The sequence below is a fragment of the Microbacterium sp. ER1 genome, from assembly GCF_023383675.1.
Classification (GTDB): Bacteria; Actinomycetota; Actinomycetes; order Actinomycetales; family Microbacteriaceae; genus Microbacterium.
Genome location: NZ_QCXO01000128.1, coordinates 1 through 23,604 on the forward strand (window position 1 = coordinate 1; position 23,604 = coordinate 23,604).

24 protein-coding genes and 1 tRNA gene are annotated in these 23,604 nt (G+C 70.4%); 19 read left to right on the forward strand and 6 right to left on the reverse strand.

Features of this window, described 5'->3' with window-relative positions:
- Positions 1-143 precede the first annotated feature (143 nt).
- The 17 genes from BV453_RS05200 (at position 144) to BV453_RS05280 (ending at position 17,598) form a co-directional block, all read left to right on the forward strand.
- Positions 144-2,117, forward strand: a complete 1,974-nt coding sequence (locus BV453_RS05200) for a primosomal protein (RefSeq protein ID WP_249521032.1) — start codon at positions 144-146, stop codon at positions 2,115-2,117.
- The gene (locus BV453_RS05205) at positions 2,117-3,166 is read left to right on the forward strand and encodes an HAD-IIA family hydrolase (RefSeq protein WP_062633875.1); all 1,050 of its coding nucleotides are present in this window, start codon (positions 2,117-2,119) and stop codon (positions 3,164-3,166) included. Before BV453_RS05200 ends, BV453_RS05205 begins: the two co-directional genes overlap by 1 nt.
- Positions 3,167-3,215: 49 nt before the next feature.
- Complete coding sequence (locus BV453_RS05210) at positions 3,216-3,395, forward strand: hypothetical protein (protein ID WP_025105152.1); 180 nt, start codon at positions 3,216-3,218, stop codon at positions 3,393-3,395.
- Entirely contained in the window at positions 3,392-4,189 is a 798-nt protein-coding gene (locus BV453_RS05215) for a TlyA family RNA methyltransferase (protein ID WP_249521033.1), read from the forward strand. The genes BV453_RS05210 and BV453_RS05215 overlap by 4 nt, the downstream gene beginning before the upstream one ends.
- A complete protein-coding gene (locus tag BV453_RS05220) occupies positions 4,186-5,103 on the forward strand; it encodes an NAD kinase (protein WP_025105150.1) in 918 nt (305 codons plus the stop codon). The genes BV453_RS05215 and BV453_RS05220 overlap by 4 nt, the downstream gene beginning before the upstream one ends.
- Positions 5,100-6,782, forward strand: a complete 1,683-nt coding sequence (gene recN, locus BV453_RS05225; protein WP_249521034.1) for a DNA repair protein RecN — start codon at positions 5,100-5,102, stop codon at positions 6,780-6,782. Before BV453_RS05220 ends, recN begins: the two co-directional genes overlap by 4 nt.
- Before the next feature lie 26 nt (positions 6,783-6,808).
- Complete coding sequence (locus BV453_RS05230) at positions 6,809-8,503, forward strand: CTP synthase (RefSeq protein ID WP_029989884.1); 1,695 nt, start codon at positions 6,809-6,811, stop codon at positions 8,501-8,503.
- On the forward strand, positions 8,496-9,092 hold the full coding sequence (locus BV453_RS05235) for an NUDIX hydrolase (protein ID WP_249521035.1): 597 nt from the start codon (positions 8,496-8,498) through the stop codon (positions 9,090-9,092). Before BV453_RS05230 ends, BV453_RS05235 begins: the two co-directional genes overlap by 8 nt.
- 2 nt (positions 9,093-9,094) lie before the next feature.
- Positions 9,095-9,997 (forward strand): site-specific tyrosine recombinase XerD, encoded by a 903-nt coding sequence (gene xerD, locus BV453_RS05240; RefSeq protein WP_249521036.1) that lies wholly within the window; start codon positions 9,095-9,097, stop codon positions 9,995-9,997.
- 157 nt (positions 9,998-10,154) lie between these two features.
- Positions 10,155-10,988 carry a ParA family protein gene (locus BV453_RS05245; RefSeq protein WP_164498181.1) on the forward strand — a complete coding sequence of 278 codons (834 nt, stop codon included), beginning with the start codon at positions 10,155-10,157 and terminating at the stop codon, positions 10,986-10,988.
- Positions 10,972-11,844, forward strand: a complete 873-nt coding sequence (locus BV453_RS05250) for a ScpA family protein (RefSeq protein WP_025105144.1) — start codon at positions 10,972-10,974, stop codon at positions 11,842-11,844. Before BV453_RS05245 ends, BV453_RS05250 begins: the two co-directional genes overlap by 17 nt.
- The gene (scpB, locus tag BV453_RS05255) at positions 11,834-12,457 is read left to right on the forward strand and encodes an SMC-Scp complex subunit ScpB (protein ID WP_025105143.1); all 624 of its coding nucleotides are present in this window, start codon (positions 11,834-11,836) and stop codon (positions 12,455-12,457) included. The genes BV453_RS05250 and scpB overlap by 11 nt, the downstream gene beginning before the upstream one ends.
- Positions 12,454-13,251 (forward strand): pseudouridine synthase, encoded by a 798-nt coding sequence (locus tag BV453_RS05260; RefSeq protein WP_249521037.1) that lies wholly within the window; start codon positions 12,454-12,456, stop codon positions 13,249-13,251. The genes scpB and BV453_RS05260 overlap by 4 nt, the downstream gene beginning before the upstream one ends.
- Positions 13,248-14,384 (forward strand): prephenate dehydrogenase, encoded by a 1,137-nt coding sequence (locus BV453_RS05265; RefSeq protein ID WP_025105141.1) that lies wholly within the window; start codon positions 13,248-13,250, stop codon positions 14,382-14,384. Before BV453_RS05260 ends, BV453_RS05265 begins: the two co-directional genes overlap by 4 nt.
- On the forward strand, positions 14,377-15,075 hold the full coding sequence (cmk, locus tag BV453_RS05270) for a (d)CMP kinase (protein ID WP_144881344.1): 699 nt from the start codon (positions 14,377-14,379) through the stop codon (positions 15,073-15,075). The genes BV453_RS05265 and cmk overlap by 8 nt, the downstream gene beginning before the upstream one ends.
- A complete protein-coding gene (der, locus tag BV453_RS05275) occupies positions 15,068-16,588 on the forward strand; it encodes a ribosome biogenesis GTPase Der (protein ID WP_025105139.1) in 1,521 nt (506 codons plus the stop codon). Before cmk ends, der begins: the two co-directional genes overlap by 8 nt.
- A gap of 62 nt (positions 16,589-16,650) precedes the next feature.
- Complete coding sequence (locus BV453_RS05280) at positions 16,651-17,598, forward strand: NUDIX hydrolase (RefSeq protein ID WP_249521038.1); 948 nt, start codon at positions 16,651-16,653, stop codon at positions 17,596-17,598.
- Positions 17,599-17,719: 121 nt separating this feature from the next.
- Here the strand turns inward: BV453_RS05280 and BV453_RS05285 are convergent, their stop codons facing one another.
- The 5 genes from BV453_RS05285 to BV453_RS05305 all read right to left on the reverse strand — a co-directional run bounded on the left by BV453_RS05285 (position 17,720) and on the right by BV453_RS05305 (position 21,394).
- Positions 17,720-19,189 carry an HNH endonuclease signature motif containing protein gene (locus BV453_RS05285; RefSeq protein WP_249521039.1) on the reverse strand — a complete coding sequence of 490 codons (1,470 nt, stop codon included), beginning with the start codon at positions 19,187-19,189 and terminating at the stop codon, positions 17,720-17,722.
- A gap of 39 nt (positions 19,190-19,228) precedes the next feature.
- Positions 19,229-19,603, reverse strand: coding sequence for an RNA-binding S4 domain-containing protein (locus BV453_RS05290; RefSeq protein WP_025105136.1), 375 nt, complete (start codon positions 19,601-19,603; stop codon positions 19,229-19,231).
- On the reverse strand, positions 19,603-20,271 hold the full coding sequence (locus tag BV453_RS05295; protein ID WP_249521040.1) for a lysoplasmalogenase family protein: 669 nt from the start codon (positions 20,269-20,271) through the stop codon (positions 19,603-19,605). The genes BV453_RS05290 and BV453_RS05295 overlap by 1 nt, the downstream gene beginning before the upstream one ends.
- A gap of 62 nt (positions 20,272-20,333) precedes the next feature.
- Positions 20,334-20,789, reverse strand: a complete 456-nt coding sequence (locus BV453_RS05300; RefSeq protein WP_249521041.1) for a hypothetical protein — start codon at positions 20,787-20,789, stop codon at positions 20,334-20,336.
- Positions 20,786-21,394: a GNAT family N-acetyltransferase gene (locus tag BV453_RS05305; RefSeq protein WP_249521042.1), complete on the reverse strand. Its 609-nt coding sequence runs from the start codon at positions 21,392-21,394 to the stop codon at positions 20,786-20,788. The genes BV453_RS05300 and BV453_RS05305 overlap by 4 nt, the downstream gene beginning before the upstream one ends.
- Positions 21,395-21,502: 108 nt before the next feature.
- On the opposite strand from BV453_RS05305, the gene BV453_RS05310 reads away from it, so the two are divergent.
- Positions 21,503-21,579, forward strand: a tRNA-Pro gene (locus tag BV453_RS05310).
- Between the two features lie 15 nt (positions 21,580-21,594).
- Here the strand turns inward: BV453_RS05310 and BV453_RS05315 are convergent.
- Positions 21,595-21,900 carry a tyrosine-type recombinase/integrase gene (locus tag BV453_RS05315; protein WP_249521043.1) on the reverse strand — a complete coding sequence of 102 codons (306 nt, stop codon included), beginning with the start codon at positions 21,898-21,900 and terminating at the stop codon, positions 21,595-21,597.
- A 42-nt stretch (positions 21,901-21,942) separates the two neighbouring features.
- Here BV453_RS05315 and BV453_RS05320 point away from each other — a divergent pair, with 42 nt between their 5' ends.
- Positions 21,943-23,535: a HEPN domain-containing protein gene (locus BV453_RS05320; protein ID WP_249521044.1), complete on the forward strand. Its 1,593-nt coding sequence runs from the start codon at positions 21,943-21,945 to the stop codon at positions 23,533-23,535.
- Positions 23,536-23,604: the final 69 nt, after the last annotated feature.

Below are 23,604 nucleotides of genomic sequence, written 5' to 3' on the forward strand. Positions count from 1 at the left end.
AAGCTAAGCCTCACAGCGCCGATGGTACTGCAGGGGGGACCCTGTGGGAGAGTAGGACACCGCCGGACTCCTTTTAGTCGAAATGGCCACCCATCGTTGGGTGGCCATTTTGCGTTTACAGCACGAAGAGAACAGGGAGCACCATGCCGGAAGAGGAAGAGCGCCGTCCACGTCGCAACGACGACAGGAACCAGCGCAACGATCGTCCTTCCGGAGGTCGCCCCGTCTACCGCGACGGCGCATCTCGCTCCGGCGACCGCGGCCCGCGTCGTGAGGGTGGCTACAACCGTGACGGTGCCCCGCGTCGCGAAGGTGGCTACAGCCGTGATGGTGGTGCGCCGCGTCGTGAGGGCGGCTACAACCGCGATGGTGGTGCGCCTCGTCGCGAGGGCGGCTACAACAACCGTGACGGTGCTGCCCCCCGCCGTGAAGGCAGCTACAACCGCGATGGTGGTGCGCCTCGTCGCGAGGGCGGCTACAACAACCGTGACGGTGCTCCGCGTCGTGAGGGTGGCTACAACCGTGATGGTGGTGCTCCGCGTCGTGGGGGTGGTTACAACCGCGATGGTGGTGCGCCTCGTCGCGAGGGCGGTTACAACAACCGTGACAGCGCTCCGCGTCGTGAGGGTGGTTACAAACGCGATGGTGCTCCGCGTCGTGAGGGTGGCTACAACAACCGTGATGGTGCGTCGCGTCGCGAGGGCGGCTACAACCGTGACGGTGGTGCGCCTCGTCGCGAGGGCGGCTACAACAACCGTGACGGCGCCCCGCGTCGCGAAGGTGGTTACAACCGCGATGGTGCGCCCCGTCGTGAGGGCGGCTACAACCGTGACGGTGGTGCGCCCCGTCGTGAGGGTGGCTACAACCGTGACGGTGGTGCGCCCCGTCGTGAGGGTGGCTACAACCGTGACGGTGGTGCCCCTCGCCGCGAGGGTGGTTACAACCGCGACGGTGGTGCGCCCCGTCGCGAGGGTGGCTACAACCGGGACAGCGCTCCGCGTCGCGAAGGCGGCTACAACCGTGACTCCGGTCCTCGTCGCGAGGGCGGCTACAACCGTGACTCCGCTCCGCGTCGCGAGGGCGGGTTCGAGCGTGAGCGGGGGAGTGACCGGTCGCGGCCCTTCCCGCAGCGCGGCGGGGCTGGGCGGGAGCGTCCGGCCAACGCGGCGAACGAGCGTCCGCGCTTCGACGAGCCCCGCGTCCCGGACGAGGTCACCGCGCGCGACCTGCACCCGTCCGCGCGCAACGAGCTGAAGACGCTGAGCAAAGAGAACGCCGAGTTCGTCGCTCGTCACCTGGCGATGGCCTCCCGGCTGATCGACGAGGACCCCGCTCTGGCGCACGAGCATGCGCTGGCGGCGTCGCGTCGTGCCGGCCGGATCGCGATCGTCCGCGAGACCCTCGGCATCACCGCCTATGCGACCGGCGACTTCGCCTTGGCGCTGCGCGAGCTGCGTACCTACCGCCGGATCTCCGGTAAGGATGACCAGATCGCCCTCATGGTCGACAGCGAGCGCGGTATCGGGCGCCCCGACCGCGCCCTCGAGACCGGTCGGGCGGTGGACCGATCAGCTCTGACCACGCCCGTGCGAGTCGCCCTGGCTATCGCGATGTCGGGTGCCCGGCTCGACCAGGGAGACCTCGAGCTGGCGCTCGGAGAGCTCGAGATCCCGGAGCTGGACCCGGACCGCGCATTCGAGTGGAGCCCCGCGCTGTTCGCCGCGCGCGCCGCCGTCCTGGAGGACCTCGGGCGTACGGACGAAGCCGAGTTCTGGGCGCGCCGTGCCGAGGTCGCCGCCGAGGCTCTCGGTGTCGACGAGGCCGGCGATGAGGAGCTCTACGTGGAGGACGGCCTCATCGAGGACGGGTTCTCTGACGACGAGTTCTCCGACGCTGACGTCGCTTCTGTCGAGGACGAGGAGGAGGCCGAGGACGAGGCCGACGACGCGACCGTAGCCGACGACGCGACCGAAGCCGACGACGCGGCCGAGGCCCCCGAGCCCGCGGAGCCGTCCATCGAGGACGAGGTGCGCGAGCTGCTCGGCGAGGACGACGAAACGGACGATGACGAGACGGAGGACGACTCGCCCTCCGCGTCCGAGAAGCCGGAGGCGTAGTGGGGCTCTTCACAGCGAAAGCGCGGAAGCGGCCGGCGGGTCGCACGCCGCTCGAAGGCGTTGACACCGTCCTCGCCGACCTCGACGGCGTGGTCTATGCCGGTCCCGGCGCTCTGCCGCATGCGGTGGAGAGCCTGAACGCGGCGGCGCACGCGGTGCGTCTCGGCTACATCACGAACAACGCCTCGCGCACCGACGCCTCGGTGGCCGCGCACCTCACGAGTCTCGGGCTCGACGTGGCTCCGCAGGACGTCGTCACGAGCCCGCAGGCGGCGATGCGTCTGCTGTCCGGGATCGTGCCGGCGCCGGCGACGATCCTCGTGGTGGGCGGCGACGGCCTCGTCGACGAGGTGCAGAAGGCCGGGTACACGGTCACGCGCAGCGCCGAGGACGCGCCGCAGGCCGTGGTCCAGGGCTTCGCGCCCGAGGTCGCCTGGACCGACCTCGCCGAAGCGGCGTTCGCCCTCAAGGTCCCCGAGGACGAGGGCGGCATCCCGTGGATCGCCACGAACACCGACTGGACGATCCCGCGCGAGCGGGGCGTCGCCCCGGGGAACGGCACTCTCGTGTCCGCCGTGCACACCGCGATCGGTCGCCTGGCGACGGTGGCGGGCAAGCCGGAGACCCCGATCTTCGAGGAGGCGCTCGCCCGTTTCGGCGCGGCGAAAGCGCTCTTCATCGGTGACCGCCTCGACACCGACATCATGGGTGCCAGCCGTGCGGGCATCGAGTCCGCCCTGGTGCTGACCGGTATCGACCGTCCCAAGCACGTCCTCGCCGCGCCCGAAGGATCGCGCCCGACCTATATCCTCGGCGACCTGCGCGGTCTGCACGAGCCGTACCCCGAGCCCACCGTGACCGACGGCGTGTTCGACGTGAACGGTGCCGCCGTCCGCGTCCGGGGCGCAGACGTCGAGATCGTCGCCGAGTCCGGCGACCAGCTCGACCTGCTCCGTGCGGGCGCCGCCGCGATCTGGGCGTCCGGGACGCCGGTGTTCGTCCTCCGTGTTCCGGAACGGCTGTACGCGGACCCGTTCCACCGCCCCTGAGCCACGCGTGGCGCCGCCGCCCGTCGGCGGCGCCGCGTACAGTGGAAGCGTGAGCGATGAGACGACGACCAGCGCGCCGACGGACGGCCTGTGGAGTCGTCTGCGCCTGATCGAAGGGCAGCCGCTCGCCGCACGCGCGGACGCGTACTCGGCCCTGCACGACGAACTCTCGCGACGACTCGAGAGCGGATCCCGGCACGACCTGCGGGAGACCCCGGGACCACGATGACGCGACTCGACGCCGCCCTCGCTGCCCGAGGACTCGCCCGTTCGCGCACGCATGCCGCCACCCTCATCGCCGACGGCCTCGTGAGCGTCGACGGCCGCCCGGTCGTGAAGGCCTCGACCGCGGTCAGCGACGACAACACCATCACGGTCGCCGGCGCCGACCACTACGTCAGCCGCGCTGCGCACAAGCTCGTCGCCGGGCTCGACAGCTTCGGCATCCCGGTGCAGGGACGCCTCGCGCTCGACATGGGGGCCTCGACCGGCGGTTTCACGCAGGTGCTGCGGGAACGCGGCGCGCGTCGTGTCCTCGCCGTGGATGTCGGCCACGGTCAGCTCGCCCCCGCGGTCGCCGCCGACACCGGCGTCATCGCCGTCGAGGGCTTCAACGTGCGGCACATGACGCGTGACAGCCTCACCGCAGCGACGGGGGAGTCCACGTCGCCCGACCTGGTGGTGGGCGACCTCTCCTTCATCTCGCTCGAGCTCGTGCTGCCCGCGGTGGTCGCCGTGGCCGCGCCGGGCGCCGGCGTGCTGCTGCTGGTCAAGCCGCAGTTCGAGGTCGGGAGGACCGCGGTGCGCGGCGGCCTCGTCACCGACCCCGCCACCCGGGCCGATGCCGTCGCCCGCGTGGTGTGGAGCGCGTGGGACGCCGGGATGGGGATGGCGGGGATCGTCTCCTCCCCGATCCTCGGGACCCACGGCAATGCGGAGTATCTCGTGCACCTCGTGCCGGGCGGCGGCAGCAATCCGACAGAATGGATGGACACCATCAACCGGCTGGCAGGGGGACGATGAACGAGCGCAGGATCCTGGTCGTCGCCCACGCGGGTCGCGTTGACACCGTCGCGGCCGCCCGTCGGGTGATCGACGCCCTCCGCGGTGCGGGGGTCCGTCCCGTCCTGGCAGCCGACGACCATGCGGAGCTCGCCGCGGTCGATGCGTTCTTCGCGGACGTCGAGGTGCTGGACGCCTCCGGACCGGCGACGCTCGAGCTCGCGATCGTGCTCGGGGGCGACGGCACGATCCTTCGCGCGGCAGAGCTCGTCCGTGACAGCGGCGCTCCGGTGCTCGGCATCAACATGGGGCACGTCGGCTTCCTCGCGGAGATCGACCGGGACGACATGGACGACGCGATGCGCCGCGTCATCGCCCGTGACTACGAGGTCGAGGAGCGCCTGGCACTGTCGGTGCGCGTGAAGGACGCCTCGGGCGATGTCGTCTTCGAGACCTGGGCCCTGAACGAGGCGACCGTCGAGAAGGCGAGCCGTGAGCGCATGATCGAGGTGGTGCTCGAGATCGACGGGCGGCCGCTGTCGAGCTTCGGTTGCGACGGCATGGTCATCTCCACGCCGACCGGCTCGACCGCCTACAACTTCTCCGCCGGCGGCCCGGTCATCTGGCCGACGGTCGAGGCCATCGCGGTGGTCCCGCTGTCGGCGCACGCGCTCTTCGCGAAGCCGCTCGTGGTGAGCCCCGAGGCGGCCGTGGCCATCGAGATGCTGGAGCGGACGGATGGCTCCGGCATCCTCTGGTGCGACGGCCGTCGTTCCCACGACCTTCCGCCGGGAGCCCGCGTCGTGGTGCGCCGCTCGTCGCGCCCGGTCCGCCTCGCGCGTCTGCACCCCACGGCGTTCACGAACCGTCTCGTGCGGAAGTTCCAACTGCCCGTCGAAGGATGGCGCGGACAGGAGCGGAGGAGCGACGCATGATCGAGGAGATGCGCATGCAGGGGCTCGGCGTGATCGCCGACGCCGTCCTGCCGCTCGGGCCCGGCTTCACGGCCATCACCGGAGAGACGGGCGCGGGGAAGACCATGGTCGTCACCGGGCTCGGGCTGCTCCTCGGCCAGCGCGCCGACTCGGGCGCCGTGCGCAAGGGAGCCGCGCAGGCCTCGGTGGCCGGGGTGTGGATCGTGCCCGAGAAGGGCGAGGTCGCCGACATCGTGGCCGAGGCCGGGGGAGAGCTGGAGCCGGCCGGTGCCGGCACCGCTGAGCTCTATGTCTCGCGCACCCTCAGCGCCGAGGGCCGCAGCCGCGCGAGCGTCGGCGGGCGGGCCGCGCCGGCAGGAGTGCTGTCCTCGCTCGCGGACGAGCTCATCGTCGTGCACGGACAGTCCGAGCAGCTGCGGCTGCGGTCGGCCGCCGCGCAGCGCGACGCCCTCGACCGCTTCGGCGGCGAACCGATCGCTCGGGCGCTGGAGGAGTACCAGGCCGCGTTCGAGCGCTGGCGAACGCTCGACGCCGAGATCACCGACATCACCGCGAACCGTGACCGGCGTGCCGAGGAGGCCGTCCGGCTCCGGGAGGACCTCGCCCTGATCGAGGCGACCGCCCCCGAGGAGGGCGAGGACGAGGAGCTGACGGCTCGTGCCGAGCGCCTCGCGAACGCGGAGGAACTCCGCGTCGCCGCCGCCCTGGCCCACGGAGCCCTCTCGAACGAGGAGGGCGAGCCCGATGCCTCGGCGCTGGTCGCGGAAGCGCGCCGAGCGATCGAGCGCGTGTCCGACCCGAAGCTCGCGGAGGTCGCGGAGACCCTGGCCGACATCGGCTACCGCATTGCCGACGCCGCCGGTGTGCTCTCCGGCTTCCTCGCCGACCTCGACGAGTCCGGTCCGCACGAGCTGGCCGCCGTCGAGGAGCGGCGGGCCGCGCTCGGCGTCCTCATCCGTCAGCACGGCTCGCTGGCGGACGCCCTGGCGCTGTGGCAGACCGGATCCGCGCGGCTGGCCGAACTCGACGACGACGGAGAGCGCCTGGAACGCCTCACCGCCGAGCGCGACGCGGCCAGGACGGAGCTCGACGCCCGGGCCGACGCTCTCACCGCGGCCCGGAGCGAGGCGGCCGGCCGGCTCGGCGAGGCCGTGACCGCCGAGCTGCACGCGCTGGCGATGCCGGACGCGCGCCTGGAGGTCTCTGTGGCCCCGGGGGCCGAGAGCACCCACGGCCGCGACGACGTCGCAATCCTGCTCGCCCCGCATCCCGGCGCCGAACCCCGCTCGGTCGCCAAGGGCGCCTCCGGCGGCGAGCTGTCGCGGGTGATGCTCGCGATCGAGGTCGTCATCGCGGCGACCGATCCCGTGCCCACCTTCGTGTTCGACGAGGTCGACGCGGGCATCGGCGGCGCGGCGGCGATCGAGGTGGGTCGGCGACTCGCCCGACTCGCCGAGAAGTCTCAGGTGATCGCCGTCACCCATCTCGCGCAGGTCGCCGCCTTCGCGAACAACCATCTCACCGTCGTGAAATCGCACGACGGCGCCGTCACCGCCTCCAGCGTGCGGCGGCTCGACGGGGAGGAGCGCGAGGCCGAGATGGCCCGTCTGCTCTCCGGACTCGCGGATTCCGATGCCGCACTCACCCACGCCCGCGAGCTTCTCAGCCTCGGCGTCTGAATGAACTGTTAGGATAGAAGCCCGTGATGAACTCTTCTTCTGCGGGGCCCAAGAACGACACGACCAAGCACATCTTCGTGACTGGTGGTGTCGTTTCGTCTTTGGGCAAGGGGCTCACCGCGGCCAGCCTGGGCAACCTCCTGACCGCTCGCGGACTCCGCGTGGTCATGCAGAAGCTCGACCCGTATCTGAACGTCGATCCGGGCACCATGAACCCGTTCCAGCACGGCGAGGTGTTCGTCACCGACGACGGTGCGGAGACCGACCTCGACATCGGCCACTACGAGCGCTTCCTCGACATCAACCTGTCCGAGGCGGCCAACGTCACGACCGGTCAGATCTACTCGCAGGTGATCGCCCGCGAGCGTCGCGGCGAGTACCTCGGCGACACCGTGCAGGTTATCCCGCACATCACCGATGAGATCAAGCGCCGCATGCGGCTGCAGGCCACCGAGGACCCGCGTCCCGACGTGATCATCACCGAGGTCGGCGGCACGGTCGGCGACATCGAGTCGCAGCCGTTCCTCGAGTCGGCCCGCCAGCTGCGCCACGAGCTCGGCCGCGACAGCGTGTTCTTCGTGCACGTCTCGCTCGTGCCGTTCATGGGAGCGTCCGGCGAGCAGAAGACCAAGCCGACCCAGCACTCGGTCGCCGCGCTCCGCCAGGTCGGCATCCAGCCCGACGCCCTCGTGCTCCGCAGCGATCGCCCGGTGAGCGCGAGCAACCGCAACAAGATCGCCCTGATGTGCGACGTCGACGTCGAAGGCGTCATCAACACCGTCGACCTGCCGAGCATCTACGACATCCCGTCGACCCTCAACGAGCAGGGCCTCGACTCCTACATCGTGCGCCGCCTCGGGCTCGACCAGAAGGCGGACGACGTCGACTGGACGCGCTGGAACAAGGTGCTGCACGCGGTCCACAACCCGAAGCACGAGGTCACGATCGGCCTCGTCGGCAAGTACATCGACCTTCCGGACGCCTACCTCTCCGTGACCGAGGCCCTCAAGGCGGGCGGCTTCGCGCAGGAGACCAAGGTCAACATCCGCTGGATCCCGTCCGACCTCTGCGAGACCCCCGAGGGCGCGCAGGAGCAGCTGGCCGAGCTGGACGGCATCTGCGTCCCCGGAGGCTTCGGCATCCGCGGCATCGAGGGCAAGCTGGGTGCGCTGAAGTTCGCCCGCGAGCAGGGCATCCCGACCCTCGGCCTCTGCCTGGGTCTGCAGTGCATGGTCATCGAGTACGCCCGCGACGTGGCCGGGATCGCCGGAGCCTCGTCCAGCGAGTTCGACCCGGACACCGCGGAGCCCGTCATCGCGACCATGGCCGAGCAGATCGAGATCCTCGACGGCGGCGACCTGGGCGGCACCATGCGCCTCGGCCTCTACCAGGCGGCTCTCGCGGAGGGCTCGCTGGCGCGCGAGGTCTACGGCGCCGCCGAGGTGTCCGAGCGTCACCGCCACCGCTACGAGGTGAACAACGCCTACCGCGATCGCCTGTCGGAGGCCGGTCTGGTGTTCTCGGGCCTCAACCCGGAGCTGGACCTCGTCGAGTACGTCGAGCTGCCGCGTGACGTGCACCCGTACTACATCGCCACCCAGGCGCACCCGGAGCTGCGCTCGCGTCCGACCGACCCGCACCCGCTGTTCCGCGGGCTCGTCGGCGCGGCCATCGCCCGCCACCGCGCGAGCGAGCTGTTCGACGTGCCCGTCGATGAGTGAGTCGGAGGCGCCGGCCGTCGCGGAGCCGCTGCGCGACGAGCCTTTCGAGCCGGAGGTCCTGAGCAGCGACCTCGTCTACGAGGGGCGCGTCTGGGACGTGCGCTCCGACCGGGTCCGCTACGGCGAGGGCGAGATCGTGCGACAGTACGTCGCCCACCCCGGGGCCGTCGCGATCCTCGCGCTGGACGACGAGGGACGGGTGCTGCTCATCCAGCAGTACCGTCACCCGATCCGCCACCGCGACTGGGAGCTGCCGGCCGGCCTCCTCGATATCGCGGGGGAGGAGCCGTTGGCGGCCGCCCGACGCGAGCTCGCGGAGGAGGCCGACCTCGTCGCCGCGCACTGGGAGCCCCTGGTGTCGTCGTGGACGACGCCGGGAGGCAACGACGAGCTCATCCAGGTGTTCCTCGCGACGGGGCTCACCGCCGCCGCGGCCGCGCACGCCCGCGAAGACGAGGAGGCGGACATCCGTCTCGCCTGGCTTCCCCTCGAGGAGGCGGTCGCCGGAGTCCTGGCGGGACGCCTGCGCAACGGCATCCTCGCGCTCGGCGTGCTGGCGACCGCGCAGAGGCTGCGCGACCGGAGCTGAGCATGCAGCTCGATCGCGCCCTCGACGCGTATCTGCGTCACGTCACGATCGAGCGCGGGCTCAGCGCGCACACGGTCGGCGCCTACCGCCGCGACCTCGAGGGCTACCGGGACTGGCTCACGGCGGAGGGGATCGACGACACCGCGGAGATCACGCCCGCCGTCATCGACCGCTTCATCGCCGACCGCGCCTCGGCGGAGCCGCCCCGGGCCGCGACGAGTCTGGCGCGCCTGCAGTCCTCGGTGCGCGGCTGGCACCGGTTCCTCGCCCGTGAGGGCATCGAGGCGGACGATCCGACCGGACGGCTCCGCCCGCCCAAGACCCCGCGCCGGCTGCCGAAAGCCCTCACGATCGACCAGGTGGAGCGGCTGCTCGCCGCGCCGTCGGCCGAGGAGCCGCTCGGCATCCGCGACAGGGCGCTGCTGGAGCTCCTCTACGCCACGGGCGCCCGGGTGTCGGAGGCGGTCGGGCTCGACGTCGACGACATGGCGCACGGCGAGGTGCTGCGCCTGCGGGGCAAGGGCTCGAAGGAGCGCATCGTCCCGGTGGGGTCGTACGCCCGTGCCGCCGTCGACGCCTACCTCACCCGGGTCCGCCCGGAGCTCGCGGCGAAGGGCCGCGCATCGGCCCGGCTCTTCCTCGGCGCACGCGGTGCCCCGCTCTCGCGACAGAGCGCCTGGCTGGTGATCCGTTCCGCCGCGGAGCGCGCACAGCTCACGACCGAGGTCTCCCCGCACACGCTGCGCCACTCGTTCGCGACGCACCTCCTGCAGGGCGGCGCCGACGTGCGGGTGGTGCAGGAGCTGCTGGGGCACTCCTCGGTCGCGACGACGCAGATCTACACGCATGTGTCGGTGGATGCTCTCCGCGACATCTACGCGACCTCTCATCCCCGGGCGCGCTGACCGCGCAGGCCGCGGCCGGTACCGGGACCGCCGCGCGCCGAGCCGGCTGAGGAACGCTGGGCGGCTACAATCGAGCAAGCACGAAGGAGCAGGAGAACCGGTGGCTGAGAAAGTGGCGAAGTCCAGGGCGAAGGCGCAGAAGGCCGACGACACCCCCATGGGACCCACCGGCCGTCCGTACCAGGGCTTCCCGATCCCGGCGCCTCTGAAGTCGCACGGCCCGGCCCGCATCATCGCGCTCTGCAACCAGAAGGGCGGCGTCGGCAAGACGACGACCTCCATCAACCTCGCCGCCGCGCTCGCGGAGTACGGCCGCAAGGTGCTCGCCGTGGACTTCGACCCGCAGGGCGCGCTGTCCGCCGGTCTCGGCATCCAGACGCACGACGTCCCGACGGTCTACGACCTCCTGCTCGACACGAAGCGCGATGCGCACGACGCGATCGTGCACTCGAACGTGCCCGGTCTCGACGTCCTTCCCGCGAACATCGACCTCTCCGCCGCGGAGGTGCACCTCGTCAACGAGGTCGCCCGCGAGACGATCCTCGCCCGCGTGCTGCGCCAGGTGGCGGGGGAGTACGACGTCATCCTCATCGACTGCCAGCCGTCGCTCGGTCTGCTGACCGTGAACGCGCTGACGGCGGCGCACGGCGTCATCATCCCGCTCGAGTGCGAGTTCTTCGCGCTCCGCGGTGTCGCGCTCCTCATCGAGACCATCGACAAGGTCCGCGACCGGCTCAACCCCTCCATCGAGATGGACGGCCTGCTGGCGACGATGTACGACCCGCGCACGCTGCACTCGCGCGAGGTGCTGGAGCGCGTCGTGGAGGCGTTCGGCGACGACGTGCTGGAGACCGTCATCGGCCGCACCGTGAAGTTCCCGGACGCGTCGGTCTCGGGGGTCCCGATCACCGAGTTCGCTCCGGAGCACGCGGCCGCACAGGCATACCTGCGGCTGGCCAGGGAGCTGGTCGCCCGTGGCGCCGTCGCCTGACGAGCTCGGTACCGCTGAGGTCCCGGCACCCGCCGAGGCGATCGACACCGCGGAGCCGTCCTCCGCCGACGATGCCGCTGGGTTCCGCGTCTCGCTGTCCAACTTCGACGGCCCCTTCGACCTCCTGCTGAACCTCATCTCGAAGCACGAGATGGACATCACCGAGGTGTCGCTGAGCGCCGTCACCAACGAGTTCATCGCGTACCTCGCCGACCTGGAGGACGAGGAGGAGCTCGACCAGGCGTCGGAGTTCCTCGTCGTCGCCGCGACCCTGCTCGACATGAAGGTGGCGGGCCTGCTGCCGCAGGGCGAGCTCGTCGACGCCGAGGCCGTCGCCCTGCTCGAAGCGCGCGACCTGCTCTTCGCCCGTCTCCTGCAGTACCGCGCGTTCAAAGAAGTCTCCGCATGGTTCTCGCGATGCCTGCAGCGGGAGGACCGCCGTCATGTGCGTGCGGTACCGCTGGAGGAGAAGCACCGGAAGCAGACACCAGAGCTCGTCTGGTCGCTCACGCCCGACGACTTCGCGGCGCTGGCGCTGCTGGCCTTCGCGCCGAAGGAGATCCCGCACGTCGGACTCGACCACTTGCATGCGCCCTTGGTCAGCATCCGCGAGCAGGCCGCGATCGTCGTCACGCTGCTGCGCGGCACCGAGTCGCTGAGCTTCCGCGAGCTGGTCGCGGGCGTCTCGGAGCCGGGTATCGTCGTGGCCCGCTTCATCTCGGTGTTGGAGCTGTACCGCCACGCGGCGCTCTCCTTCGAACAACTGGAACCGCTCGGGGAGCTCACCCTCCGCTGGGCCGCCGACTCCTGGTCGGACGAGACACTCGCGACCCTGGGGGCCGACTATGACCGATGACGTGACCGCGGCAGAGACCGGCCTCCCCGACGAGCCCGACGCCGCGACGGGTTCCGAGCTGCCGCTCAGCGAGCGTGTGGAGGCGATCCTCTTCATCGTCGACGAGCCGATCGGCCTGGTGGCCCTCGCCGCCGCGGTCGGCGCGCCGGTGCCCGCCGTCCGGCAGACGGTCGAGTCGCTGGTCGAGGACTACGACGGTCGAGGCGCGGGTCCGCGGCGCGGCTTCGAACTGCGGGAGGTCGGCGGTGGATGGCGGCTCTACGTCCGCGAGGACCTAGATCCGGTCGTGGCGGAGTTCGTCGGCGGTCAGGCGCCGGCCCGGCTCTCCCAGGCGGCGCTGGAGACGCTCGCGGTGATCGCGTACAAGCAGCCGGTGACCCGGAGCCAGGTGGCCTCGATCCGCGCGGTCAACGTCGACTCCGTGGTCCGCACCCTCCTCGCGCGGGGGCTGATCACCGAACTGTTCGCCGATTCCGAGACCGGCGCGATCAACTACGGCACGACCGATGCACTCCTCCAGCATCTCGGCATCAACTCTCTGGATGAGCTTCCGCCGATCTCGCCGCTCCTCGACGACGGCGCCGACGGCTTCGACGAAGGGACGGTCCGATGACCACCGACACCCACGATTCCGCCGCTCCCGAAGGCGTGCGACTGCAGAAGGTGCTCGCCGCGGCCGGCGTCGCCTCCCGTCGGGTCGTCGAGCAGTACATCGTCGAGGGACGCATCCGCGTGAACGGCCAGGTGGTCACCGAGCTCGGCCGCCGCATCGACCCGGAGCGGGACCTCGTGGACGTGGACGGCACCGCGGTGCAGCTCGACGTGTCCAAGCGCTACGTGATGCTGAACAAGCCGACGGGTGTGGTCAGCAGCATGCGCGACGAGAGCGGACGCCCCGACCTCCGACGCTTCACGAAGGACTACGAGGAGCGGCTGTACAACGTCGGGCGTCTGGACGCCGAGACCAGCGGGCTGCTGCTGCTCACCAACGACGGCGAGCTCGCGCACGTCCTCGCGCACCCCTCCTTCGGCGTCACCAAGGTCTACATCGCGAAGGTCGAGGGGGCGGTGACGGCGCAGACCATCTCGAAGCTCACGAAGGGCATCGAGCTGGAGGACGGCCCCATCGCCGCCGACAAGGCCCGCCTGCTGGACACGTCCCGCGGCACGAGCCTCGTCGAGCTCACGCTGCACTCGGGACGCAACCGGATCGTGCGCCGGATGATGGCGGCGGTCGGCCACCCGGTCACGGAACTCGTGCGGCGACAGTTCGGTCCGCTGCACCTGGGAACCCTCCCGGCCGGTCGGACGCGGGAACTGAGTAAAATCGAACTCGGCGCGCTGCTGACTCTCGCGCGCCGGGAATCCGGTGTCGCCGAGGCGCCAGGCGAGCAGGAGAGCGAATGACCCAGACGACGAGTGCGCCCGCGGCGCGGAAGAGCGGTGCCGTGGCGCCGCGTCTGTCCGGCACCGTGCGCATCGTCGGCGCCGGGCTGCTCGGTGCCAGCGTCGGCCATGCCCTCCGTGCGAAGGGCATCGATGTCGTCCTCACCGACGCGTCCCCTGCGCAACTGCGCCTCGCCGTCGACTACGGCGCCGGACGCCTTCCGCAGGATGACGACGCCCCGGTGCTCGTCGTCGTGGCCGTGCCGCCGGACGTGACCGCCGACGTGATCCAGGCCGAGCTCGAGCGGTACCCCGACGCCGTCGTGACCGATGTCGCGAGCGTGAAGCTCGAGCCGTTCCGCACACTCCGGGAGCGGGGCGTGAACCTCGCCCGCTACATCGGCTCGCACCCGCTCGCCGGTCGGGAGCGCGGCGGGGCGATCTCGGCGAGAGCCGATCTCTTCATCGGCCGGCCGTGGGTCGTGTGCCGCGACGAGGACACCACCGCGCGCGACCTCGCGCTGGTCGAGGCGCTGGCTCTCGACGTCGGCGCGATGCCGCTGGAGATGACTCCGGAGGAGCACGACCGCTCCGTCGCCCTCACCTCGCACGTGCCGCAGGTCGTCGCGAGCCTCCTCGCCGGTCGTCTGGCCGGGGCCGAGGAGGGCGCTCTCCGCCTGGCCGGGCAGGGCGTGCGAGACACGACGCGCATCGCCGCGTCCGCTCCGGAACTGTGGGTGCAGATCCTCGGGGCCAACGCCGGTCCCGTCGTCGAGATCCTCGACGCGCTCGCGACCGACCTGAGCGAGGTCGCCGACGCGCTGCGCGCTCCCGGGGCCCCGGGTGCCCGACGCGTGCTCGCCGAGACCATCCGCCAGGGCAACGACGGCGTCGAGCGCCTTCCCGGCAAGCACGGGCAGAACCGACGCTTCGAGACACTGGTCGTCATGGTCGACGACACCGCCGGTCAGCTGGGTCGCCTGTTCGGCGAGCTCGGCGAGCTGGGCGTCAACGTCGAGGACCTGCGGCTGGAGCACTCTCCGGGCGCGCAGTTCGGCCTCGCCGAGATCAGTGTCGACCCCGCGGCGCTGCACGGCGCGATCACCGGGCTCCAGGAACGCGGCTGGCGCATCGCAGGGAACACCAATGACTGACACCTCCACCATCTCCGCCACGAAGTTCATCGCGATCGACGGGCCCGCCGGGTCCGGGAAGTCGAGCGTCTCCAAGGCGATCGCGCGTCGCGAGGGCTTCGGCTACCTCGACACCGGGTCGGCCTACCGGGCTCTCGCCTGGCATGTGCTCGATCGCGGTGCAGACACCGACGACGCCGAGGCCGTGCGCGCCGCGGCCGCCGACTTCCCCGTCCGCCTCGGGCTCGATCCGGACGACCGCACGGTGCGCGTCGGCGACGTCGACGTGACGGACGCGATCCGCGAACCTCGTGTGTCCGGTGCCGTGAGCGGCGTGGCCCGCGTGCCGGAGGTGCGTACCCAGGTCAACGAGCTCTTCCGGGCGCTGGTCGCCGAGGCGCCGTACCCGGCCGTCGTCGTCGAAGGACGCGACATCACGACCGTCGTGGCACCGGATGCCCCCGTGCGCATCCTGCTGACCGCAGCACCGGAGGTGCGGGCCGCCCGTCGCGCGGGTGAGCTCGCCGGCGAGAACGCCGCTGCCGTGGCGGATGCCCTGCACAAGCGCGACGCCTCCGACAGTGCCGTCGTCGACTTCCTCAACGCCGCGGAGGGCGTGGAGGTCGTCGACTCGACCGCACTCGATTTCCCCCAGACCATCGACGCCGTCCTCTCGGTGATCGAACGACTCCGAGGAGCAGACCGTGGCTGACGACGAATACGAAGGCGGTCCCGACCAGCTCGCCGAGAAGCTCGAGCAGATCGATGACCAGCTCGCCGAACAGCGCGCGGAGACCCTGCGCGCCGGGCTCGCCGACTACGAGCTCGACGACGAGGACGCCGCGCTCCTCGCCGGCGTGGCGCTGGGCGAGGACGGCATCGAGTTCCTGCCTGCGCTCCCCGTGGTGGCGATCGTCGGGCGGCCGAACGTGGGCAAGTCCGCGCTCGTGAACCGGATCCTCGGCCGTCGCGAGGCCGTCGTGGAGGACACTCCCGGCGTCACCCGCGACCGCGTCACGTACAAGGCCGAGTGGAACGACCGCCGCTTCACGGTCGTCGACACCGGCGGCTGGGAGCCCGACGCCCGCGGCATCGACCGTTCGGTCGCGGCGCAGGCCGAGGTCGCGATCGACCTCTCCGATGTCGTCCTGTTCGTCGTGGACGCCATGGTGGGCGCCACCTCGACCGACGAGCACGTCGTGAAGCTGCTGCGCAAGAGCGGCAAGCCGGTCTTCCTCGTCGCCAACAAGATCGACGACGCGCGTCAGGAGCCGGAGGCGGCCGCCCTGTGGAACCTGGGTCTCGGCGAGCCGCACCCGGTCTCCGCGATCCACGGTCGTGGTGTCGCCGACCTCCTCGACGCCGTGCTGACGAAGCTGCCGGAGATCTCCGCGGTGGCGAAGCAGGAGATCGGCGGTCCGCGCCGCGTCGCGATCCTCGGACGCCCGAACGTCGGCAAGTCCTCGCTGCTGAACAAGGCCGCGGGGGAGGAGCGTGTGGTCGTCAACGATCTCGCCGGCACGACGCGCGACCCCGTGGACGAGGTCGTGGAGCTCGGCGGCAAGATGTGGCGCCTCGTCGACACGGCCGGTATCCGTCGCCGCGTGCACATGGCGCAGGGCGCCGACTTCTATGCGTCGCTGCGCACGTCTGCCGCGCTGGAGAAGGCCGAGGTCGCCATCGTCGTCCTCGACGTGTCGGAGTCGATCAGCGAGCAGGACGTGCGGATCATCGACCTCGTGCTCGAGTCCGGTCGCGCGCTCGTCCTGGCGTTCAACAAGTGGGATCGCCTCAACGACGACGACCTGGAGAACGCCGACCGCCGCCGCTACCTGGAGCGCGAGATCGAGCAGGACCTCGCCCATGTGGCCTGGGCCCCGCGGGTCAACATCTCGGCGAAGACGGGTCGTCACCTCGACAAGCTCGTCCCCGCGCTCGAGATGGCGCTGGAGAACTGGGACCGCCGCATCCCGACCGGCAAGTTCAACGCGTTCCTCGCCGAGCTCGTCGCCGAGCACCCGCACCCGGTGCGCGGCGGGAAGCAGCCGCGCATCCTCTTCGGGACGCAGGCCTCGACCCGTCCGCCGACGTTCGTGCTGTTCACGACCGGTTTCCTCGACCCGGGCTACCGCCGGTTCATCCAGCGCCGCCTGCGCGAGCTCTACCCGTTCGAGGGCACGCCGATCGTCATCAACATGCGTGTGCGGGAGCGTCGCCAGCGCTGACTCGTTGCCGCGCATGTCGCGGCGGTGGCGCCGGAGCCCCGATGCTGTGAAAAGCTGAGGGGGTGACTGTCGTACCTCCCGCCGCCGGTGAACCGCGTCGCCCCGAGGGGCCCCGCGATCCGGGCGATGCCTGGGTGGTTGCAGATACCGGTGAGCGGTACTGGGGACGCTTCGGTGCGGCCGGCCTCCTCGCCGTCGACCCAGAGCGCGGCATCCTGCTGCAGCATCGCGTGGCGTGGAGCCACTTCGGCGGCACGTGGGGCCTGCCCGGCGGCGCGCTGCACGAGGGCGAGGCGGCCATCGTGGGCGCCGTGCGGGAGGCGCAGGAGGAGGCAGGAGTGCCGGATGGCGCGGTGCGGCCGCGCTTCACGAGCGTGCTCGACCTCGGCATCTGGTCGTACACCACCGTCGTCGCCGATGTGCGGACGCCGTTCGACCCCGTGATCAGCGACCCCGAGAGCGTCGCGCTGTCGTGGGTGCCCGTCGAGGACGTGGACGGACTGCCCCTGCACCCCGGCTTCGGTGCGGCGTGGCCGATGCTGCGGGCTCAGCTCTCGGCGCACCCGGCGGTCGTGGTCGACGCCGCCAATGTCGTGGGCTCGGTGCCGGACGGCTGGTGGAAGGATCGCGCCGGAGCCGCCGCACGACTGCGCGATCGTCTGACCGGGCTGGCCGTGCCCGCGGACGACCTCGGCCTCGCGGGGGACGCCTGGTTCCCGGAGGTCTCGCTCGTCGTGGAAGGTCGCGCGCGGGACATCGCGGAGGCCGCTGCGGGGGGATCGCCGGCAGATGCGGCGGCCGCAGAAGCCGGAGTCGCGGGCTCGGCTCTGGACGTCGTGCGCGCGGAGGGCGCCGGTGACGACGCGATCGTGGCCGAGGTCGAACGCCGGGTCGCGGGCGCGTCGCCGGTTCTCGCGGTGACCAGTGACCGCGAGCTGCAGTCCCGCGTCGAGGCCGCCGGGGCGCAGGTGCGCTCGAGCGGCTGGCTCCTCCGTCTTCTCGACGCCTGAGCGAGACGCGGGCGCCACGCTCCGCGGATTCCGGTACTCGTACAGTGGCGTGGCGTGGCGTGGCGTGGCGTGGCGTGCGCCACTGCGATCGAAGGACCCGTCGTCGTGATGGCGGCGCGCTTCAGACGAAGGCGACCCGACGTGGGGCGCGATCGGTGTGGACTGCGCCGAGGGGACTTCGCCATTCGAGGACCCCACCGGGTCGCTGTCGTACTGTCCAGCGCTGAGCCTCCGGGATATCGGGGTGTTTCAGCACGTGGTGTCCGCGGCAGAGATGCGCGAGGTTGTCGACGCGGGTCGGGCCGCCCTTCGCGTGATCCCAGGTGTGGTCGATGTCGCAGCGGTGTACCGGCTGTCGGCACCCGGGGAACCGGCAGTGCTGATCCCGGGCCCGGAGCAACCGGCGCATGCTCTCGGTCGGGCTGTAGGCGTCCGTTTCGATGACCTGCCCGTGCGGATCGAGGAACAACCGCGTCCAGCCCCCGTCGCGACCGGCCAGAGCTCGCGCGATGTCCGGGTGCAGAGCGCCGTGTCCGTCCAGTTCGGCCGGACGGTCGTCGAGCCTCGCGAGGGTCGTCGCCGCCACGGTCACCTGCAGGCGGCCGCGCACGCCCGTGAGGCCCTCGCCCTCGACAGCGCTCGGATCGGCGGTGAGGAGCAGATCGGTCAGAAGGTCGGCCTGCACCTGGCTCCAGGTGCGGGTGTCTGCGGGGAGCGATTCCGCCTCGGGGTCGAGGGCGTAGGTGTCGCCATCGGCGCTGGAGATCTTTGTGTCCGACCGAGTCTCGCCGCACGGGCGATCCGTCGCGACGCCGTGAGCAGTCAGCAGGTCGTCATGCGCCAGGGTCCGGCGAAGCGTCGCCTCGTCCGACGCCTCGTCCGACCCCGCAGCGCCCGCAGCCTTCGAATCACGCGCGGGAGCCGCATCACGGGCTCGGATGACGGTGCGGGTGAGCTGGCTCAACCGGTCGGCGATCGCCACCGCCGCCCATTCCGGGAGTATTGCCGTCAGGACCGCGAGGCCGTCGTCGACCGATCGCACCGTGACGCAGCGCTCGTCCGCGGCGCGGCGGTGTCGCTCCGTGATCGTCTCGCCGACGAGCGCGGAGGCGACGCGGCGGGCATGCACCCGCGTGCGCGCCGCGGTCTCGGCTTCAGCGACGACGAGCACCGCCGTCTCGAGCAGCGCCATCGTCTCGGGTGCGACGACGCGGTTGCGGATGGCCTCGTCCACGATCGCGCTCACCCGCGCGATCTCCCGCACGTGCGAGGAGCTCAGAGCACCCGTGTGGAAGGCCTCTCGCACGCGGGGGAGTGCCGTGCTCAGGGCGAGAGCATCGGCGAACGCGAACTCCATGGTGCCGGTGGAAAGACGCGCCGCGGTGGCGTACTCGGCGACCATCGAGCGGTGGATGGCATCCCGGTGGTGCGGGGCCGCGGCCACGTCTTCGTCATGGAAAGCGATCTGCGCCACCAGCAGCTCTGCAGCCTCTGCCTCCAGCGCTGCGATGCGTCGACGGGTCTCAGCCCAGGCGTCTCGCACGCGCCGCCGCTCCTCCAGGCTGAGGGGATCGGTCGGCGGGTTCGTCATACCTCGATTTTAGAACCTATGTTCGAATCAAGGAAGGGTTCAGTCGTGTTGTATATCGCCTCGTCCGCGGAGGCGATCGATGTCCCGACGCTCCCGCTTCGTCGGTCGTCCGGCGCCCCGGTCCCGGACGCCGAGGGCTGCCTGCGGCTCGCGTTCAGGCGTCCGGTCCTCGTAGGCGAGGGCGGCGAGCGGCGCGCCGACGCGCTTGACGAGGATCTGGCGCACGATCAGGATCCGGTCAAAACCCGCGATGCGGATGCGGAGCTCGTCGCCCACGCGAACCGCCTGTGCAGCCTTCGCCTTGTCGCCGTTGACGCGCACATGCCCCGCACGGCATGCGGTGGTCGCCGCCGACCGGGTCTTGTAGACGCGCACCGCCCAGAGCCAGCTGTCCACCCGCGCGCTGTCGACCATCAGGCGGCCCTCCGCTGCAGGGAGACGAGGGCGCCGGCGATGATCAGGCCCTGGCCGAGCGTGTAGGTGAGCATCACGGCGGGGCTGCTCCAGGCCGGGAGCGCGTCGGGCAGGAAGAGTCGGAAAGCGAGGATCGTGTCACTCGCCAGGAAGAACGCGCCGCCCGTCGCGACGAGCGGGTGGCATCGCGCAGCGAACGCCGCGGTGCCCGCGAGGAGCAGGCCATACAGCGCGACGCCGACGAGGAGCGGGCCCGTGTGCGGGCCGAGGACGAGGATCATCGCGAGCCACCAGACGGCGTAGATCGCCGTCCACCACGGCAGGCGACGGCCCGCGAGGTGGCGGGCGAAGAGGACGATGTAGGCGATGTGCGCGAGACCGAAGAAGCCCAGCATGAGCGGAAGCTCGGGTGCCGCGGGGAACAGCGCGCCCGCGCCGTCGCCCAGCCACGAGAAGAGTAGGGCGACGAGGAGGAGGGCCACCGTCACGGGCGGGTCGATCCGTCGCGCCGCCACGAGGACCGGCACCGCGAGCAGCTGCATGAGCAGCAGCTTCGTCGGACCCGCGAGATCGTGTCCGAGCGCCAGAAGCACGACGTGCAGGGCGGAGACCACGGCGTAGGGGACGAACGCCCACACGATCGCGGGGGGGAGGGTGCGGCGCTGCATCCCTCCATCGTATGACCGGAGGGGCATGTCGTCCCGAAGGCGGTCGATCGGACCGGCCCGCCTCAGGACTCGACGGTGACCGTCGCGACGGCACCCTCGGCATTGAGGTGCACGGCGGGCCAGTAGCCCTCCGGGAAGTGCTCGCCGCAGGAGTCTGTGAAGTGGAGGACGACGGTGCCGTCGCCGGAGGCCTCGATGGTCTCGAGGTCCAGGTCGTCCGCCGCCTCGTCCAGGTCGCTGGGGTCTGGGTCTCCGGTGCTGAACGTTGTCACCACGGCATCCGAGGCGACGCGGCGGAGGCCCGGGAGGCCGGCGATGACTGCACGCAGCCGGGGGAGCAGTGGAGCGACATCGCCTGGCGATGCGCCCTCGACCATCAGCTCGTAGGTGCTGCCGTCGACCTCGGTGCTGCCGACGAACCAGTCGTGGGTGAGGACGGAGCCGTCGTCGAGCTCGGAGGTCGCGCGATGGAGCGGTCCGAGGTCGGGATCATCGAGAGAGGAGTTCGCGGCGCTCATGCCTTCACGCTATCGCTCTCGTTCGGTGCGATTTCCAGGGCGACGAGCACGCGCCCCGGCTTCATCACCGCCTTCTCCGTGAAACCTGCGCGCAGGAACGTCCCGAGCGTGCCGTGGTACAGATCGTTCGCGCGCTGCTTCTCACCACGGGTGTCGACGGGATACCCCTCGATGAGGCGGGCGCCCGACTCTCGCGCGAAGGCGATCGCGGCGTCGAGCAGCTCGGCGTTGAGCCCGGTGCCCCGGTGCTCCCTGCGGACGACGAAGCAGGTGACGGCCCACACGGACTCGTCGTCGAACGGCTCGGTGCTCGACGCGGCGATCATGCGAGTGTGGGGGATCCGGGTCTGACGGGCGCGCGGTCCGATGCGGATCCAGCCCGCGGCCTCGCCGTCGACGTACACGACCAGCCCCGGAGGGGGACCCTCGTCGATCTCGGCGCGAAACATCTCCGTGCGCTGAGGCGTGGTCGTCTGATTCCAATCCTTGTTCGGCAGCACCGGCCAGATGCACTGGCAGCTCGCCCCATCGCCGCCGCCGGTGAGTGCGTGCTGCACGTCATCCCAACGGGCGGTCGTCGCCACCGCGGTCGTGATCGTCGACATGCAGGCGACGGTACAAGCAGCTTCCGACACCCCGCAACGCCTCGGTTCGCGAGAGGGCCTCCGGTGCGGCTAAGATAGGGGAGTTGCCTGCGCGAGAGTGCAGAACAACGGGCTGTGGCGCAGCTTGGTAGCGCACTTGACTGGGGGTCAAGGGGTCGCAGGTTCAAATCCTGTCAGCCCGACCACATAGAGGCTCGGAATCACGCGGAAGTCGCGGGGTTCCGAGCCTCTGTCGTATCCGCCGCCGTGCCGTGGTTGTGCACTCGTTGTGCACTTGCGCGCGGGACGAGCGCTGAAGCGCTCTCCGCAGCACGTCGAGCGGCATCGCCGATCAGGTGTGTGTAGATGTCGCTCGTGACCGAGAGCGACGAGTGACCGAGCCGCTTCGACACGAGCGCGATGTCAGCACCGCTCGCCAGCAGCAGCGACGCGTGCATGTGCCGCAGACCGTGCAGCGTCATCGCGGGCAGCGACACGTCGCGCCGCAGCGCCTGCGGCGACGGCATTCCGACACGGTTCGATGTCGTGGGGTGGTGCATTATGAAGGCGTGACCGAAACTCTGCTAGACGAGCACCACGACTGGACGGGCCAGTGGTGGCGACCCGAGGATCCCGACAACAAGGTGCCTGGGGTGCTGACCTACTCGCCGGACAAGGGTCTACGGCTTCGGCTCATCGGCGGCTGGCGATACAACGTAACGCGCCCGGGCAAGAACGGCTCCACTATCGTCACCGACGAGCTTCAGCACTGGCCAGTGGTCGTCGGCATCGGTGACGGCAAGTTCATCACCTTGTTGAGCGTCCACGTCACAACTGCGCGTTCGTTCAGCCTTGGCGGGATGTTCGGGACGCCTGACAAGCTGGAGTTGAGGGCACACACCGCGCTGGTGGGCGTGCATATGGACGATCCGGACGAACCAGCGTTTACGGCTGCTTGCGCACACGTCGAGGACATGACCGTCTGGTCGCGCAGAACTGGCATCCACGAGACACACTATTTCGGGCCAGAACGCGACCTCAGCGGCGCGATCGAGTTGAAGCACCTGGAAGCTCTCACGGCCGAATCGGGCCCGCTGACAGTCAAGCTTAGCCACTATGCGTGGCATCCGTATTCTGAGCAGACCCGGTCCCAAACCCTGACGCACGTGCGCGAACATCAGGTCATCAGATTCGAGCGCGAGGAGCCGCAGTGCTTCGATTACTGGCTCGATCTGCTCGGAGGCATGGCAGACCTGTTGTCCCTCGCAACGCTCCGTGCGTGCGGGATCATCAGTATGCGCGTGTTCCTGCCGCCGACTCCTGACGATTGGCCCGAGGATCATCCGATGCGGGACCAGCCGCATGAGATCACCGTGTATCAGGTGCGGGTAGTCAAGCCCAAGCCGGATGCGAAGGTCCTCGATCTGCGCAACTACGTCCTGACGCTTGATGACCTTCCCTTCGAGGAGCTCCTTCCTCGTTGGCTAGATGTCCGCGACAGGTTTGCTGCCGCGCGCAGCATGATTCTCGGTTTGCGGTATGTGCGGAGCGGCTACATCGAGACGAGAGTTGTTACGGCTGTTGCCGCCGCGGAGTCGTTCCATCGTGCGCTCGACCCGGCCCCGCCGATTCCTCCGGAAGAGTTCAAGTCACTGCGCAAAGCTCTCCTGGAAGCGGCGCCAGCTGACCGCAAGGCGTGGCTCTCGGACCGTCTCACGGAGCATTCAAATGTCCCCACTCTCAAGCAGCGGCTCCTCGATCTTGTGGGCCGAGTCGGCGAAGCTGGCGTCCGCCTCGTGCATGAACCTGAGGTGTGGGCCAAAGCAGCGAAAGATGCGCGCAACAATCTCGCGCACGTCGGAACCGCCGATAACGATCTGAACCACCTTCATGCTGTCGCTGAGGTCACCGCAAGCTTGGTGATCCTGAACCTGCTTCACGAATTGGGTGTGCCGCAGGATCGGCTCCGAAACGCTGTGGATGAGCACCCCGATCTTTCGCACGCCGCCAAGCTCGCACGACGAGTCCTCTGCAATGACGACTCGATCGTCATGCAGATCGCAGCCGTTGGCGTGACCGTGGTTGACGATAGGCAAGCGTCTCGCTGTCCAGAAGATGAGCAGGGCGGCACGGCGGCCGAAGATCCGTCGACCTCAGGCTAGGTCTACACAGCTAAAGCCTTTCTGCCGGGCAGACCTGGCCTGTCATCGCGGCTGATGCGTCCAGCTAGA